A 16,467-nucleotide genomic window follows, 5' to 3' on the forward strand; every position below is an offset into this window, starting at 1 on the left:
GGGGCGATAATGCAGAAATAACGACGGCAATTGCCCTATCATTCCGCAATATTTATGGGCTAACATAACGGGATAAGAATAACGGGATTAACCTTTGCAACGTTTCGGACGATAGTTGGTGGTTAACAAATTAGTTTTTATAAAAAATATAATTCATTATGGCTAAACGCAAAAAAAATCATATCCCACTTACCGCCGGCTCGTTGGTCAGTTTATCGCTGGCTGGGTTATGCCCGCAATGCCATCGCGGTAAAATTTTTACCGGCTACAGCCGCGTCAAAAATCGCTGTCCATCTTGTGGTTATAACCTGCAACATGAAAATTCGGGCGATGGGCCATCGGCCTTTTTATTGCTGTTGATTGGTTTTCCGGCGGTGTTTGTGATTGCGTTGCTTTATTTAAAATACGATTGGCCGTTTTGGGCGTTGTTTTTGATTTTCATTGCGATGGTGGCGGGGGGGATGTTCCTGCTGTTGCGGCCGTTAAAGGCGATGTTCATTGCCTTGCAATATTACATGAAGAGCGAATAACATGAAGCAAGCCAAAAAAATCACCACGCGGCCAAAAATTATTTTGCCGCTTATCATCATAACCTTCCTGCTTGGGGTGTGGCAATGTTTTCGGCTGGAAGCGAAAATGGAACTTATCGACACGCAAGTGGCTAACCAGGCAAAACCGCCCATCGCCTGGTATAAAAACCCGAATCTAAGCCTCGCCGACCGCGGCAAAAAATTTATCGTCCGTGGGCGGCTGTTCCCCGACAAAACAATTTACCTGCTCAGCCTGGCGCCAGACGAAAGCGAAACCCGTGGTTACGAACCGACCATGCCGTTTTTAACCAACGACAACGAATGGCTGTTGGTATCGGTCGGGTTTTATTTGGAACGATTGAAAAGAAATATCACCAGCCAAGCGATAGACGCCGACGTGGCCGATTATTTAAAAAATTTGGCGGGCAAGGAATTGACCCTAACGGTTTACAGCGACCCCATCAAACGCCAGGGCATGTTCACGCCGGATAACATCGATGGCAGTAAAATTTGGTTCTACATCAATAAAAAACAATTGGCCGACAAATGGCAAAGGCCGGAATTTTTAACCGATAGGCCAAGCAATCAATTTTTGTTCAAGGTCGCAACTATCAGCCCGACGCCAAAAATCATTTCCGGCAAGCCGACGATAAAATTTTTTGACCAGGGGTTGCCGTTACCCTACAACCGGCACCTCGAATATATCGCCACCTGGTGGCTGTTATCATTTTTTGGATTTTTGCTTTATTGGTTTGGCACCGGCCAGGTTGACGAAAAAAAGAAAACAAAAAATAAAAAAAACAAAAAATAAACGACCGCCACCATGACCACAGGTTTATACGACGACAGCGCAAAAAACTTGCCACCGAAAATTTCCTCGGCGGTTATATTGCTTCATGGTTACGGCGCGGACGGCAATGATTTGTTGTCACCGATAAGCAACGCCTGGCGCGATGTTTTTCCCGAAATGGCCTTTATCGCGCCGAACGGCCTTATCAAACGGTCGGTGTTTGGTTACGAATGGTTCCGCCTGACCAATATCAGCGAGGAAGAAATCACCAGCGGCGTGCTCGAAACCGAAAATGCCATTTGGGGTTTGGTGGCCGAGGTCGCGCGCACCCTGCAATTGCCCCTGACAAAAATATTTTTGCTCGGCTTTAGCCAGGGCACGATAGTCGCCCTGCATGCCGCTCTAAAGCACAAGGATTTGCTCGGCGGCGTGATTGGTTTTTCGGGTGCCTTGCCCGACCGAAAAAATATCGCAACCAGCCTTAAGCAAAAACCGCCGGTGTTGTTAATCCATGGCGAATTGGACCCGGTGGTGCCGGCGGTCGCGTCGGAGGTTTCAGCCCAGGCGTTGCAGGCGGCCGGTGTGGCGGTGCAATTGGTGTTGGAACCTGACCTGGCCCACGCCATCGGCCCGATGGGATTCAACGCCGCCACCGAATTTTTGCAAAAACATTTGGCGTAAATTGGTATATATTGGGGGCAAGGATGGCAGGGGGGACAGGGGTTTTACGCGGTATAATCGCCACTTGCGCGCTTGGCGTTTTCGTGGTTAAAAAAGACTGAACATCGCCTCAGCGGGTTTCAGCAAAAATATATAAATTATGACAACCAAACAACTCGATTTTATTTTGGCGTCTCAATCGCCGCGACGCGTGGCCTTGCTGGCGCAATTGTCGATAGCACCGCAGGCCATTGTGCCGGCGATAATCGATGAGGTGCCGCGCCGCGACGAATTGCCAAAGGATTTTGTCATCCGCATGGCCAAGGCCAAGGCGCAGGCCGTCGCAACGCAACAGCCACAAAAAAATATCTTATCGGCCGACACGGTGGTCGCCATGGGGCGGCGCATATTGTTAAAACCCGAATCGGCCGAGGCCGCCACCGCGATGATAAAAAAATTGCAGGGGCGGCGCAGTCGCATCTACACCGCCATGACATTGCTGACGCGCGATGGCGTTTTGCATAACCGCCTCAGCGTGACAAAAATAAAATTGAAAGAATTAAACAGCCAAGAAATAAAAAATTACATCACCCGCGACGAATGGCGCGGCCGTGCCGGCGGCCTGGCGCTTGACCAATCGGCGGCGGCCTGGCTGGCGTGGCTTAACGGCAGTCCGACCGCTTGCCTCGGGCTTGACCTGAAAATGACCTATCAATTATTAAAGGGCGCGGGGTTATTATCATGAGCAATTTATTCGACCAGGTTGAGAATAAATCTTTAGGAAAAATAAAAACCGGCGGCAAATTATTGGCCGATGCCCTGCGCCCCGACACCCTGGTCGATGTCGTGGGCCAGGAACACCTGACCGCCGACAATGACTCGGTGCCCGGCCCATTATTGCGCATGGTGCGCGAAAAAAAATTGCGGTCGATGATATTATGGGGGCCGCCCGGCGTGGGGAAAACCACCCTGGCACTTTTGCTCGCCCGAGATTCGGGCATGCAATTTCGGTCGCTGTCGGCGATTTTCAGCGGCGTCGCCGATTTAAAAAGAATTTTTGAGGAAGCCGAAACCGCGCAAAAAATGGGGTTGGCAACATGTTTGTTCGTCGACGAAATCCATCGCTTCAACCGCGCGCAACAGGATAGTTTTTTACCATTCGTCGAACGCGGCGTTATTATTTTAATTGGCGCGACCACCGAAAATCCTTCCTTCGCCTTGAACAACGCCTTGCTATCGCGCTTGGCGGTGTTTGTCTTGAAACCCTTGACCGAAAAAGATTTTGCAAAAATCTTTGCGCGCGCCGAACAATATTACGGCAAAAAAATAATGCTCGACGATGCCGGCAAAAAAATCCTTTATGATTTGGCGGCGGGCGATGGGCGGTATTTTTTGAACATGGTGGAGCAGGTCGCCTTCGCCAATCCCGCCCAACCATTGGCGCATCAAGAATTATTGGCGTTGGTGCAAAAAAAATCCGCGCTTTATGATAAGGGCGAGGACGGGCATTATAATTATATTTCGGCCTTGCATAAATCGGTGCGCGGCAGCGACCCGGACGCCGCCCTTTATTGGTTATACCGCATGTTAAACGCGGGGGAGGATAGGGATTTTCTGGCGCGGCGCATTGTGCGCATGGCCTATGAAGATGTTGGCCTGGCCGATGTTGCGTCGCAAACCGTCGCCATCACCGCCTGGCAAACGATGGAGCGGTTGGGTAGCCCCGAGGGCGAAATTGCCCTGGCCGAGGCGGTGGTATATCTTGCCCTGGCGCCAAAATCGAATAGTATTTACAAGGCTATCCAACGGGCGGAGGATTTTGCCAAGCAACATAACAACCAAGACCCGCCAAAAATTATTTTGAATTCGCCAACCAAATTGATGAAAAATTTGGATTATGGTAAGGATTATGTCTATGACCACAACGACCCCGATGGATTTTCTGGCCAGCATTATTTCCCCGACGGCATGGCGCGGGTCGATTTTTTTCAACCGGTTAATCGTGGCTTCGAACGCGAATTGATAAAACGCAAAGATTATTTTTCTGCCCTGCGTGCCAAAAAACAAAAAAAATAAAACCCAACATGAAAAGCAAACCCGTCAATCGCTTTAACCATAACATGCCGCAGAAACTTGCCCAAAAAATTGATAGCCTGGCAAAGCCGCGGGTGATAAAAATTTTATCGCGCGAAGCATTGCGCGCCGGCGCACGCGACCTGACCAATGGTTTTTTACCCTTTTGGCCGCTGGTGTCGACCGTCGGGCTGGGCGGCCTGTCGGGTTTTTCGTTTTTGCCATGGCAACAATTTTGGTTATTTCCGCTGTTGGTTTTTTTGTTTGTTAAAAAAATTTTTGACCATGGGTTTATATCGCGCCAAGCAACCAAGGTTGTTTTGCTTCACGCTTTTTTATTTTATTTTTGCCAGAATCTTATTTCGCTAAGTTGGGTTGGCGCCGCGCCGATAGCATTTGACAGCGGCCTGTGGTGGGTGGGTTGGGCCATGGCGATTTTGTTGCCGGCGTTGCTGGCGGTGCTTTACCTGCCGATTTTTTTTCTTGGCAAAAAATATGGCGAACATATAACGCAAAAATTATTAATATTATGGGTTGGCTTGTCGTTGGTTGATATATTGCGGCAATGGGTGCTGTCGGGGCTTCCCTGGAACATCGCCAGTCACAGCTTCCTTTACCTATCGCTGATGACGCCGCTGGTGTCGCTGGTCGGGCAATATGTTATGTCATTTTGGGTTTATGGGTTGGTTTTTTTGGTGGCAATATTTTGGTATCGGCGCAACGATTGCGCCCTGCCTTGGTGGTTGATGGGGATAATGCTGTGGCTCACCCTGCCGCCGGTGGTGGGTTATCAATTGTTGCATGCTGATTCCAAAGTTGGCGCGACCACGCCGGTTGAAAAAAACATTCGCCTGTTGTTGGTGCAACCCAATTTATCGGTTAGCGAAATCCACGGCAATTCGCTTATCGGCAATATCACGCTGTTAAAAAAACTCAGCCAAGATAAATTGCGGACAAAACCGGCTGGCAAGGTTGAGGCGACATTGATTGTCTGGCCGGAAAGCTCGATTCCCGCTGACATATCCCACAACAATGCGGCGGCGCGTTTCGTTACCAATTTTATGGGCGACAATGATGCGCTGTTGCTCGGCACATTGCGCACCGATGACGTCGGCCAAGTTTACAATAGCATGATGTTGCTGAACAACCGTGGCGAGGTGCTGGCGACATATGACAAACATCACCTGGTGCCATTTGGCGAGTATGTGCCATTTGGCGCGGTGGCAAAAAAAATTGGCTTTCTGCCGGTGGCGGCGCGCAATATCGATTTGGCCGCCGGCGCGCGGCCGCGCCCGATAACCCTGCCATTTGGCAAAAACCAAGGTTTTTCGTTCGCGCCGTTGATATGTTTTGAAGTGGCATTCCCCCCCATGGTGCGGCGGTTTGTCGATGGCGCACCGCAAAAAATGGACGCCATTATCAACATCACCGACGATGCGTGGTTCGGCGCGGGTATCGGGCCGATACAACATCTTTTTATGGCGCAATTGCGCGCGGCGGAAAATGGCCTGCCGCTTTATCGCGCCGCCATGACCGGCGTCAGCGCGGTTATCGACAGCCACGGTCGCGTGGTCGAAAAAATTGGCTTCAATACACGCGGCGTCATCGACAGGCTTATCTTGCCGCCAAGCAAAACCATGCCGTTTTACGCCGCCCATCGACGGGCGATGGACAATGGATTGGTAGCCGTCTTGTCATTGGCTTTGCTTGTTTTGTGCTTTCTGAAAAAAAACATTTATAAAATTGGGCGAGAAAAATAATGACCCAGCAACGCAAACCCCACCCGCGTGATATTTTAATTCTGCCCGATAAATTGTTGCGCGAGCGATCGAAAGAAATCCCCCGCGTGTCGGACGAAACGCGGCAGATTTTTGACGACATGGTCGAAACAATGAAATCCGCCAATGGTATCGGCCTGGCCGCGCCGCAGGTTGGTATTTTGCAAAAATTGGTGGTGATTGATTTTCGCTACTCCACCCGTTACCCGCGCGATGACCTGACCGCCGCCGAGCAGGCGTTGGAGGATAGCGCGCCGCCCATTATTGATGTCACCGATGATGCCGATGACGATGACGATGACGATGACGACGCGTCGCCGCCGACTTTATTTTTGGCCAACCCAGAAATTATTTATCGGTCGGACGAGACGAATGTTTATCAAGAGGGCTGCCTTTCCATCCCGCAGGTTTTTGAGGACGTAACGCGGCCGAAGCAGGTCAAGGTGCGTTATTGGGATTATTATGGCAAGGAACAAGAAATTTCGGCCGATGGTTTACTGGCGACATGTTTGCAACATGAATGGGACCATCTGCATGGCAAATTATTTATCGATTATTTGTCGCCGTTAAAAAAATCGATGATTGTTAAAAAATTTACAAAATTGGCGAAGCAGAAAGAATCGTAAGGGCGCGTGGTGTCAGGCGCGCTTACCATGCGGCAAGCGGTGGCAGGGACATCAGGATAGCCTCGACATTGCCATCGGTTTCCAGGCCGAATTTTGTGCCACGGTCATATAGCAAATTAAATTCGGCGTAGCGGCCGCGATAACGCAATTGTTGGTCGCGGTCGGCCGGTGTGAAAGGGTGATTCATTTTTTTTTCTATCAACGCCGGGTAATAGGCCAGGAAGAATTCGCCAACCGCCCGGACAAAGGCGAAGTTTTTTTGAAAGGCTTCATCGCCAAGTTCGGCCTTGTTATCGCCGCGCAATTGGTCGAAAAAAATGCCACCGACGCCGCGCGGCGTGTGGCGATGTTTGATATAAAAATAATCGTCGCACCATTTTTTGTATTTGGGGTAAAAATCCTTATCATGGGCGTCGCATGTATTTTTTAACGATTCGTGAAAATTTTTTGCCTCGTCATCATCGGGGATGGCGGGGTTCAGGTCGATGCCGCCGCCAAACCACCAATGGCCAGTGATAAGCAAGCGTGTGTTGAAATGAATCGCCGGCAGGTGCGGGTTGGCCGGGTGTGCGACCAACGAAATACCGGCGGCAAGAAAATCGCCGCGCGGGTTGGTGCCGGGGATTTTGCTTTTAAAATCTTCTTTAAAAAAACCATCGACGACCGATATATTGACGCCCATTTTTTCCATCACCGTGCCGTGCAACAACGCCATGGTGCCGCCACCGCCCGGCGAACCATCGGGGTTTTTTCGCTCCCAGGTTTTTTTTTGGAAGGTTTTTGCCTCACCGGTCGAGGCCTCGATAGCCTCGATGGTGGCGATGATGCGACCCTGCAATTCGGCAAACCAGGCGATGACGGGCGCGATGGTTTTTTGGTCGGCGGCGGAGAATCTATTATTCATGATGTCGATAATTTTTTTTGACTATTTAATTGTTGCCGCGCCATGGTTTGTCCGGCGCGTTGCCGCACCAAGCACAAAAGCGATAGAGGTAGCCAGGTTGAGCGAGCGGGTGTTGTCGGCCATCGGGATTTTTATTTTTTTATCAACCGTAGCATGGATGGATTCCGGCGCGCCGCGCGATTCACTGCCGAACAACAAAAAATCATCGTCGGTGAAGGAAAAATTATCAATAGCCTCGCTGGCGTGGGTGGTGAATAAAACACGGCGGCGCGGTTTACAATCGGCAATAAAATGGTCGTAATCGATATGGCGAAACAGCGCGACCTTATCAAGGTAATCTAACCCGCCGCGTTTTAATTTTTGCTCGTCCCAAATAAAACCAAATGGCTCGATAAGGTGAAGTGGCACCTGCAAACATGCGCATAACCGCATGATGGCACCAGTGTTTTGTGGAATATCAGGTTCGATAAGAACAACCGAAAGGGGCATGTTCCTTAACCCCCATCAATAGGCCGGCGCGCTTAATTGCCTTTGCTGGCCTCAACCGGCAAAACCGACACGGTTTGCCGCACCGCATTTTTTTTGAACGCAACAACGCCGTTGATGGTGGCAAACAATGTGTGGTCGCGCCCCATGCCAACATTGGCACCGGCGTGATACACCGTGCCGCGTTGGCGAACCAATATATTACCGGCCTTTGCATATTGGCCGCCAAATAATTTTACGCCCAAACGACGCCCGGCACTATCGCGCCCGTTGCGTGAACTACCGCCTGCTTTTTTATGTGCCATGGTTTTTTCGCTCCTGTTTCTTTTTTTTTAGGTTAGCCGATGTTGGTTATTCTGACCAGCGACACCAACGGCCGCACCCCATTGTTGCGACGATAATTGTGGCGGCGTTTTTTCTTAAAAATACGAATCGTCGGCAAGTGGCCTTGCTCCATAATTTCGGCAGAGACCTTCGCGCCGGCGACCAATGGGTTGCCGATTGCTGGTTTTGCACCGCCCATCATCAAGACGGGAAAATCAACCTTATCACCCTTTTTATTGGGGAGTTTTTCAACCCGCAAAATATCGCCCTTTTCGACGCGGTATTGTTTGCCGCCGGTTTTGATAATTGCATAATCGGTCATGGTATTTTCCTTATGGTTGCCTTATTTTTTTTCTTGTGGTTTTCTTTATAAAAATTTCTTTCGCTTATTATTCGCTAGCGCAAAACAAAAACCATGTCAAGTGGGTTTTTTTCAAGCATGGTTTTTTTCCCAATTTTCGCAAGGGCGGCAAGCGGTTCCGGTTACGCCGTTTTTTGCAATTGAAAAATCGCGCAACCATAATTGTTGACGCCGTAATTTTGGGAAATTTTTTGCGGTGCAAGCCTGACATTTTTATGCAAATTATCATGGTCATCGACATAGGAAAAATTTATAACTTTTAACTTCATGTCCTTAAACCAATCGAGCAGGTAGGTCGCGTTGTAAATGCGATGTGCGTTATAGGCAACCCGTTGTTTTCCCATCGGCACCGAAAAATAAAGGTAACCATTTTTTTGTAGCATCGCAAGCAAATGGGCCATGCCCTTTTTATCGCCCAACGGGTCGATGGTATCGCCGTAACGGCCCAGGCCAAAATGTTCCAGCGTGTGGAGGCAAGAAATAGAATCAAATTTTTCGCGCTCGCTGGTTTTTATTGGCAACATTAAATCGCGTTGAATAAACCGCACATTGGGGATGGTTTTTTTCTGCGGTCTTATATCCATGACATCAATTTCGCGGTAACTGGCCACGTGGGCAATGAAGCCATCGATGCGCGACCCAACATCAAGGTGTCGCCGAGGTTTATTTTTAAACAACCATTGCGCCACCAATAGGTCTTGGTGAAAATAATGGCCACCGGCATCGCCACTGGTTAATTTTTTTTCGTCCATGATGGGGTAATCCTCAGCCAACGGCCAGGCGGTATGGTGTGGTTGGTCGCGCAACAACATCGCGGCAAATTTTTTTTTGTCTTGTTTAAAAGCCAGATGCTGGCGAAATTTGCGCCATGTTCTTTTATTAATACTCTTCAGTATTTTTTTCATGGGCGGGTTTTTAACCCAACCCATGGCAAAAAGCAATTAAAATAAGAACTCGAACTTTATTCTTTTTTAAATAGAGCCAAGTCGTATTTTTTTAACCAGCGTTTGAATTTTATTTTTTTTCTTATTTTTTATAAACCAAATCGTAAACATGGTCGATATTTTTTAGGTATGTTGCGTCGTTGCAATTTTTTTTGATATCGCCCGCCGATAAATATTTGCCGATGGTTTTATCCGCCGTTACCAAATCGATAAAATCAACTTGCTCGGCCCAGGCTTGCAACGCCAATTTTTGCACCAATTGATATGCCGCCTCGCGCGAAACGCCGGCCTGCGTCAGGGCGTTTAATATCGCACCTGAATAATAAAGATGATGCGATTTTTTCATGTTGTGGGCGATGGCGGCCTCGTTGACTTGCAATTTTTCCAACAGGCCGCCCAAGCGGTCGAGCGCGAAGTCGAGCGTCACCAACGCGTCGGGCACAATAAAACGTTCGACCGACGAATGGGAAATATCGCGTTCGTGCCACAGGGCAATATTTTCCATCGCCGGCAAACATTGCGCGCGAATTACCCGCGCCAGGCCGGTCAGGTTTTCGCTGAGTATCGGGTTTTTTTTATGCGGCATGGCGGAAGAACCCTTTTGCCCCTGGTCGAAAAATTCGCTGGCCTCGTTGACCTCGGTACGTTGCAGGTGGCGAATTTCCACCGCCAGGTTTTCAATCGACCCAGCAATAACCGCCAGCGTGGCAAAAAACATCGCGTGGCGATCGCGCGGAATAACCTGGGTCGCGTGGGGTTCGACCGCCAAGCCCAATTTTTTTGCGACATAGGATTCAACGCTCGGGTCGACCGACGAATAGGTGCCAACCGGCCCGCGCAATTTGCAGGTCGCGATTTCCGCCACCGCCAACCCAAGCCGTTGTTGCGCCCGCGCAAAGGCCGCGTAATGGCCGAGCATTTTAAACCCGAAGGAAACAGGTTCGGCGTGGATGCCGTGCGACCGACCAATGGTCAGGGTGGTTTTGTATTTGTCGCTGAGCTTTTGTAACGCCGCCAAAACCCGCGCCAGGCCTTGTTGCAACAACCCGCCGGCTTGCTTTAACTGCAGGGCAAGGGTGGTGTCGAGAATATCCGACGAGGTCAACCCCTGGTGCAGGAATCTGGCTTCCTCGCCAATTTGTTCGGCGATGAAGGTCAGGAAAGCAATCACATCATGTTTGGTGGTTTGTTCGATTTCCAGAATCCTCGCCACGTCGCTTGCCGTGAATGGCTTGACGGTCGCCAACAGCGGCGGCAAGGATGCCGGAATTTGCCCCATCGCCGCCATTTGCTCGGCGGCGGCGGTTTCAATTTTTAACCACAGGGCGTATTTGTTTTCCTCCTGAAATATTTTTTTCATTTCAAGGCGGCTATAACGTTCAATCATGATATTCGCCTTTTTAAAAAAATTAGGAGATTTTTAATAACATTTGCGATTTGGATAGCTCGCGGTCAGCCTCCAAAATAGTCAGTCGGCGATAAGCACGACTGCAATGGTGGGCGCAGTAAGGTTTGCCACCCTCAACATCTTTACCACAAAAATGAAAATCGCTCTTTTGTGGGTCGCCAAACGGCCATTGGCACAAACGTTCGCGGGCAAAATGAGGGGTTAAAAATTCGCGCTTTGGTGGCGCGATACGTTGCGATAAACCGAGGCGATGCGCTTTACCAATGACTGCGTTGCGACTTACCCCACCCATCTTGTCGGCAATTTGTCGGGCTGAGTATCCCTTTTGCCATAAGGATTTTAATTCAGTTTCTTTTTCGTTCGTCCAGGTGAAGGTCATAATGTTTTGTCCCAATATATATTAATGTATTAATTAACATATTCATATTATGAATATATTAATATTATTTTGTTTTATAAGTTTTAAAATTTTGTTTAAAAATTATTTGTAATCTAACTTAAGAAAAATAGGCCCCATACCGCAAGGTTTTTTTTTGCTTTAATAAAAAAATCTGTTGATAAGCCTGTTAGTAAATTACGCACAGGATTCGCGATGCTAACAAATTATAATAATTATAAGCATTTGCAAGTCAAGCTGCTTCATTAAAAAAAATTTGCCGATTGGTCTAATTGTCTGCTAGATGGTTGCTCGCCGCCGCGAAAATCTTTAAGGTGCGGGGTTTTTATTTTTTTAGCTTTCATTGCTGGCCGTTGTAATCTTATCAATAATAATATTCATAAGGTTATTGACAATAATGGTTGTTTTCTCTATTGCGGAATGGTGAGAAGATAACATGGCACAATCAAGCAATAGCCCAAATCGCCCCCTGGCCAAAAGATACGGCCTCGCCCTTTATCGGTTGGCGACCGCCACAACGGCGACGGGTGTTGGCAACATGCCATTTGCCACGGCGGTTAAAAATTTACGCGACGCCATTGGCCAAAGTGCCGATGCGTGGGAGCGGATGGCCATTTCCCCGGTTTTATCAAGCGACCAAAAAAAAGACGTGGTGGGGAAGGTCTTGGCTGCACAAAAAATTGCCGATAAAAAAATTAGCGACCTGTTGTATAGTTTTTTTGATTTGCTGGTGGTCAAGGGGCGATTGGTGATGGCCGGCCTTATATTAGAGGAAGTTGCCACCATGTTGTTGGCAGATGAAGGAAAGGTGTCGGCGGTCGTTACCACCGCCAAACCGATAGCCGAGGCCGAAAAGAAATTATTAGAAAAACAATTGGCCACGTCTTTGCCAAAATTATTACCAAAGGATATGGAAAAAAAATTGGATAATAACCTCACCATGAGTTATAGAGTGGATGAGACATTGTTGGGTGGCTTGACGGTGATGGTCGAATCATACAACATTGACCTTTCGGTAAAGAGCAAATTGGCAAAATTAGAACAAAAATTATCATAAAAAAAGTTACAACCTAAACCCATCAACCCATAAGACCTAAGGAGAACAAACATGGCCGATATTAACCCAAGCGAAATTTCAAAAATTATCGAAGCTGAAATAAGCGGTAGCGACGATGGCGGCATGGTGGCGGAGGTCGGCACCGTCCTTTCGGTGGGCGACGGTGTGGCGCGGGTTTATGGCCTGTTGTCGGTGCAGGCCGGCGAAATGGTCGAATTCGAGGGTGGCGTTCGCGGCATGGCATTGAACTTAGAAAGCGATAATGTCGGCGTGGTTATTTTTGGCGACGACCTTAAGGTGAAAGAGGGCACGCAGGTCAAACGCACCAAGCAAATTGTTTCCACCGCGGTGGGCAAGGAATTGTTGGGCCGGGTGGTCGATGGCTTGGGCATGCCAATCGACGGCAAGGGGCCGCTCAAAACCAAAGAAACGCGATTGGTCGAAACCAAGGCGCCGGGGATTATCCCAAGACAATCGGTTAACGAACCAGTGCAAACCGGCCTGAAGGCGTTGGACGCGTTGGTGCCGGTCGGTCGCGGTCAGCGCGAATTGATTATCGGCGACCGCCAAACCGGCAAAACGGCGGTGGCGATTGATGCTATTTTGAATCAAAAGAAAATTAACGAAGGCAAAGATGAAAGCAAAAAACTTTATTGCATTTACGTCGCGGTTGGGCAAAAACGCTCGACGGTTGCCCAGGTGGTGAAGGTGTTGGAAGAACATGGCGCGATGGATTACACCATTGTGGTGGCGGCCACCGCGTCTGACCCCGCGCCGGTGCAATTCATGGCGCCCTATACCGGTTGCGCGATGGGCGAATATTTCCGCGACAATGGCATGCATGCGTTGATTATTTATGATGATTTGTCGAAGCAGGCCGTGGCCTATCGCCAGATGTCATTGCTGTTGCGCCGCCCACCGGGTCGCGAGGCTTACCCCGGCGACGTTTTTTATTTGCACTCGCGGTTATTGGAACGGGCGGCGAAAATGAACAAAGACCATGGCGGCGGGTCATTGACGGCGTTGCCGATTATCGAAACCCAGGCGAACGACGTGTCGGCCTATATCCCGACCAACGTGATTTCGATTACCGACGGCCAGATATTTTTGGAAACCGGTTTATTTTACAAGGGGATTCGCCCCGCCATCAACGTGGGTATTTCGGTCAGCCGAGTTGGTTCGGCGGCGCAGACCAAGGCGATGAAAAAAGTTTCTGGTTCGATTAAATTGGAATTGGCGCAGTATCGCGAGATGGAGGCCTTCGCGCAATTTGCGTCTGACCTTGACCCCGCGACGCAAAAATTGTTGGCGCGTGGTGCGCGTTTGACCGAGTTGTTAAAACAACCGCAATTTTCACCACTGACCGTGGGCGAACAGGTGGTTGCGATTTACGCCGGCACCAAGGGTTATTTGGATAATGTTAAGGTGAGCGATGTTAACCGGTTTGAGGCCGAGATGTTGCAACATCTGCGCACCAAGGGCAAGGCATTGGCGGCGGAGATTGACGACAGCGGCCAAATAACCGATGCGACCGAGGGCAAAATCAAAAGCTTCCTTGATGATTTTGCGAAAAAATTTGCATAGGGTCAAGCGGTTATATTCGTTATATTTGCAGGAAGTCTTTATGAAAACATCTAATAAGTTGATTACGCCAACTTTTATTCTTTGTTTGTTTTTGGGCGTGCTTGGCGTGCATTGTTTTTATGTTGGTAGACCAGGGCGTGGTTTGTTGATGTTGATAACGCTTGGGGGATATGGTATTTGGGCATTCATCGATTTAATTATATTAGCAGGACGAAATTTTAAAGATGGCAATGGACGCGTATTAACAAATTGGTAATAAAGAAATAAGATAAAATCCATGGCGTCATTAAAAGACCTACGCAATCGAATCAAAACGGTTAAATCGACCGAACGGATAACCTCGGCCATGAAAATGGTTGCGGCCGCGAAATTAAAAAAATCGGAAGACCGCGTTGCGCAATCACGGCCCTATGCCAACGAAATGGAAACCATGTTGGCCAAATTATCGGCCGGCATGGGGAGCGACGCGCCATTGTTGTTGGCTGGGCGCGGTGCGACAAAAAACAAAAAAATATTATTATTGGTCATAACATCTGACCGTGGGTTGTGCGGCGGGTTCAATGGCACAATGGTTAAGGAAACGCGCAAAAAAATTCGTGCCCTGCAACAAGAGGGCCACAGCGTCAGCCTGATGGTGGTTGGCCGAAAGGGCATTAATTTATTGCGCCGCGATTTTGCAAAAAATATACTGGCCGATTTTGAAGAATTATGCAAACCACTGCCGCAATTTGATGGTGCCGATATGTTGGCGCAAAAAATCATCGCGCTGTTTAACGCCGGCGAGATTGACGAATGCCAATTGTTTTACACCAAATATGTGTCGGCCCTGACGCAAGTCGTGACGCCATTGTCCTTGATACCTTTCCAGGCCGCGACGGCATCGAATGATAATCAAAAGGATAATAAAAAACCGGTCAACGAGGCAAAAACGTCAGAACAATCGGTTACCGAATTTGACCCCGACGAAGAAGCAATTTTGGCAAAACTATTGCCGCAAAATTTGGCGGTCCAGGTTTATCGCGGGTTGTTGGAATCTTTTGCCTCTGAACAGGGGGCGCGCATGACCGCAATGGATAATGCGACGCGCAACGCCAAGGACATGATTAACAAATTAACCATCACCTATAACCGGTCGCGCCAAGCGCAAATCACCAAGGAATTGATAGAAATTATTTCTGGGGCGGAAGCGGTGTAACGTTTTGATGAAAGACGATAAATATAAAGATTTTTCTGAAGAAGAATTGAACGCCCGCCACCACGAAAAAATGGCGAAGAAAAAGGCGGCGCGGGATAAGATGCTCGCCAATATCACCGCCGAAAAGGGATTGTTGATGGTTTACACCGGCAAGGGCAAGGGCAAAACGACGGCCGCCATGGGGTTGGTAACCCGCGCCTTGGGCAATGATTTCAAAGTCGGTGTGGTGCAATTTGTTAAGGGGGCGTGGCCGACCGGCGAGGAAAAAATTCTCAGCGTGCAAAAAAATTGTGTTTTCAAACGGATGGGCGAGGGTTTTACCTGGGACACCCAGGACAGGCAAAAAGACATGGCGGCGGCCGACCGCGCGTGGCAGGAGGCGGTGAAGATGATAAATGACCCGGCGATTGATTTGCTTTTGCTGGATGAATTGAACATCGTGCTTCGTTATAATTATTTGGAACATGACGTGGTGCAAAAAATATTGGCCAACAAACGCGCGACGCAACATATTGTTATCACCGGTCGCAACGCGCCCGATTGGTTGGTCGAGATGGCCGATTTGGTAACCGAATGCACCGAGGTCAAACACCCGTTCAAAGCCGGCATCAAGGCGCAAAAGGGAATTGAGTATTAAGCCCGCAATTTTGCGGCGCGATTTTCGCCCTTGCCCAGGTTATAAATACCATGGTAAGAAAAATCCATGACCGACGACATTGCCAAAAAAACCGCGGAAATTTTGTGGCGCATCGGCGCGGTTAATTTTCGCGACGAGCCATATCAATTTGCATCGGGGATAAAAAGCCCGATATACATGAATTGCCGCGCGCCGATATTTCACCCCGCCGAATTAAAAATGCTGATGGACATGGGGATGGAAAAAATTGCGCCGGTCGTAAAACAAAAAAATATTTCGGTGATGGCCGGTGGTGAAACGGCGGGCATTCCCTACGCCATGTGCTTGGCCGAACGATTTCATTTGCCGATGGTTTATGTGCGCAAAAAACCAAAAGGTTACGGCATGAACGCAAGTATTGAGGGAGGTTCGCAACCCGGCGCGCGCGCGTTGTTGGTGGAGGATTTGGCGACCAACGGGGGCAGTAAAATAAATTTTGTTAAGGGGTTGCGCCAGGCCGAATTTTTGTGCAATGATTCGTTTGTCATTTTTTATTACGGCATTTTTGGGTTGGCGGCGGACATGGCGGCGATGGATATCACCCTGCATCACCTGACCACGGCGGACGATGTTTTTGCCCATGCCAAGGAAAAAAACCTGTTCGATACAAAAACCCTATCGCTGGTCGAACAATTCATGGCCGACCCCATGGCGTGGTCGGCCGCGCATGGTGG

Annotated in this window: 20 protein-coding genes; 13 read left to right on the forward strand and 7 right to left on the reverse strand. The window is 49.0% G+C overall.

The features are described from left to right. Nucleotides 1-158 precede the first annotated feature (158 nt). From QM529_03530 to def, 7 genes are all read left to right on the forward strand, one after another. On the forward strand, nucleotides 159-530 hold the full coding sequence (locus tag QM529_03530; GenBank protein ID MDI9313734.1) for a DUF983 domain-containing protein: 372 nt from the start codon (nucleotides 159-161) through the stop codon (nucleotides 528-530). A gap of 1 nt (nucleotide 531) precedes the next feature. Next, entirely contained in the window at nucleotides 532-1,341 is an 810-nt protein-coding gene (locus QM529_03535) for an SURF1 family protein (GenBank protein MDI9313735.1), read from the forward strand. 12 nt (nucleotides 1,342-1,353) lie between these two features. After that, the gene (locus QM529_03540) at nucleotides 1,354-2,001 is read left to right on the forward strand and encodes a dienelactone hydrolase family protein (protein MDI9313736.1); all 648 of its coding nucleotides are present in this window, start codon (nucleotides 1,354-1,356) and stop codon (nucleotides 1,999-2,001) included. Nucleotides 2,002-2,140: 139 nt separating this feature from the next. Continuing rightward, entirely contained in the window at nucleotides 2,141-2,725 is a 585-nt protein-coding gene (locus tag QM529_03545) for a Maf family nucleotide pyrophosphatase (GenBank protein MDI9313737.1), read from the forward strand. After that, a complete protein-coding gene (locus QM529_03550) occupies nucleotides 2,722-4,056 on the forward strand; it encodes a replication-associated recombination protein A (protein MDI9313738.1) in 1,335 nt (444 codons plus the stop codon). Before QM529_03545 ends, QM529_03550 begins: the two co-directional genes overlap by 4 nt. Nucleotides 4,057-4,064: 8 nt before the next feature. Then, nucleotides 4,065-5,813, forward strand: a complete 1,749-nt coding sequence (gene lnt / locus QM529_03555; protein ID MDI9313739.1) for an apolipoprotein N-acyltransferase — start codon at nucleotides 4,065-4,067, stop codon at nucleotides 5,811-5,813. Further along, nucleotides 5,813-6,457, forward strand: a complete 645-nt coding sequence (gene def, locus QM529_03560) for a peptide deformylase (protein MDI9313740.1) — start codon at nucleotides 5,813-5,815, stop codon at nucleotides 6,455-6,457. The genes lnt and def overlap by 1 nt, the downstream gene beginning before the upstream one ends. Nucleotides 6,458-6,479: 22 nt before the next feature. On the opposite strand, the gene hemF is transcribed toward def, so the two are convergent. The 7 genes from hemF to QM529_03595 form a co-directional block, all read right to left on the reverse strand. Beyond that, entirely contained in the window at nucleotides 6,480-7,361 is an 882-nt protein-coding gene (gene hemF / locus QM529_03565) for an oxygen-dependent coproporphyrinogen oxidase (GenBank protein MDI9313741.1), read from the reverse strand. Between the two features lie 21 nt (nucleotides 7,362-7,382). After that, entirely contained in the window at nucleotides 7,383-7,850 is a 468-nt protein-coding gene (locus QM529_03570; GenBank protein MDI9313742.1) for a tRNA (cytidine(34)-2'-O)-methyltransferase, read from the reverse strand. 32 nt (nucleotides 7,851-7,882) lie between these two features. Continuing rightward, a complete protein-coding gene (rpmA, locus tag QM529_03575; GenBank protein MDI9313743.1) occupies nucleotides 7,883-8,152 on the reverse strand; it encodes a 50S ribosomal protein L27 in 270 nt (89 codons plus the stop codon). A gap of 32 nt (nucleotides 8,153-8,184) precedes the next feature. Next, nucleotides 8,185-8,493, reverse strand: coding sequence for a 50S ribosomal protein L21 (rplU, locus tag QM529_03580; protein ID MDI9313744.1), 309 nt, complete (start codon nucleotides 8,491-8,493; stop codon nucleotides 8,185-8,187). A 161-nt stretch (nucleotides 8,494-8,654) separates the two neighbouring features. Continuing rightward, a complete protein-coding gene (locus QM529_03585) occupies nucleotides 8,655-9,437 on the reverse strand; it encodes a DUF268 domain-containing protein (GenBank protein MDI9313745.1) in 783 nt (260 codons plus the stop codon). A gap of 121 nt (nucleotides 9,438-9,558) precedes the next feature. Further along, complete coding sequence (gene purB / locus QM529_03590) at nucleotides 9,559-10,863, reverse strand: adenylosuccinate lyase (protein MDI9313746.1); 1,305 nt, start codon at nucleotides 10,861-10,863, stop codon at nucleotides 9,559-9,561. A 22-nt stretch (nucleotides 10,864-10,885) separates the two neighbouring features. Further along, nucleotides 10,886-11,263 carry a GcrA family cell cycle regulator gene (locus QM529_03595; GenBank protein ID MDI9313747.1) on the reverse strand — a complete coding sequence of 126 codons (378 nt, stop codon included), beginning with the start codon at nucleotides 11,261-11,263 and terminating at the stop codon, nucleotides 10,886-10,888. Between the two features lie 454 nt (nucleotides 11,264-11,717). On the opposite strand from QM529_03595, the gene QM529_03600 reads away from it, so the two are divergent. The 6 genes from QM529_03600 to QM529_03625 all read left to right on the forward strand — a co-directional run. Continuing rightward, nucleotides 11,718-12,338 carry a FoF1 ATP synthase subunit delta gene (locus QM529_03600; protein ID MDI9313748.1) on the forward strand — a complete coding sequence of 207 codons (621 nt, stop codon included), beginning with the start codon at nucleotides 11,718-11,720 and terminating at the stop codon, nucleotides 12,336-12,338. Nucleotides 12,339-12,389: 51 nt separating this feature from the next. Beyond that, nucleotides 12,390-13,922 carry a F0F1 ATP synthase subunit alpha gene (gene atpA, locus QM529_03605; protein MDI9313749.1) on the forward strand — a complete coding sequence of 511 codons (1,533 nt, stop codon included), beginning with the start codon at nucleotides 12,390-12,392 and terminating at the stop codon, nucleotides 13,920-13,922. Nucleotides 13,923-13,962: 40 nt separating this feature from the next. Further along, complete coding sequence (locus QM529_03610; protein ID MDI9313750.1) at nucleotides 13,963-14,178, forward strand: TM2 domain-containing protein; 216 nt, start codon at nucleotides 13,963-13,965, stop codon at nucleotides 14,176-14,178. A 21-nt stretch (nucleotides 14,179-14,199) separates the two neighbouring features. Further along, nucleotides 14,200-15,117 (forward strand): F0F1 ATP synthase subunit gamma, encoded by a 918-nt coding sequence (locus QM529_03615; GenBank protein MDI9313751.1) that lies wholly within the window; start codon nucleotides 14,200-14,202, stop codon nucleotides 15,115-15,117. 7 nt (nucleotides 15,118-15,124) lie between these two features. After that, nucleotides 15,125-15,754 carry a cob(I)yrinic acid a,c-diamide adenosyltransferase gene (gene cobO, locus QM529_03620; protein MDI9313752.1) on the forward strand — a complete coding sequence of 210 codons (630 nt, stop codon included), beginning with the start codon at nucleotides 15,125-15,127 and terminating at the stop codon, nucleotides 15,752-15,754. A gap of 66 nt (nucleotides 15,755-15,820) precedes the next feature. Next, the coding region (locus QM529_03625; GenBank protein ID MDI9313753.1) for an orotate phosphoribosyltransferase at nucleotides 15,821-16,467 on the forward strand (647 nt) is incomplete at its 3' end.

Source organism: Hydrotalea sp., assembly GCA_030054115.1.
Lineage (GTDB): Bacteria > Pseudomonadota > Alphaproteobacteria > JASGCL01 > JASGCL01 > JASGCL01.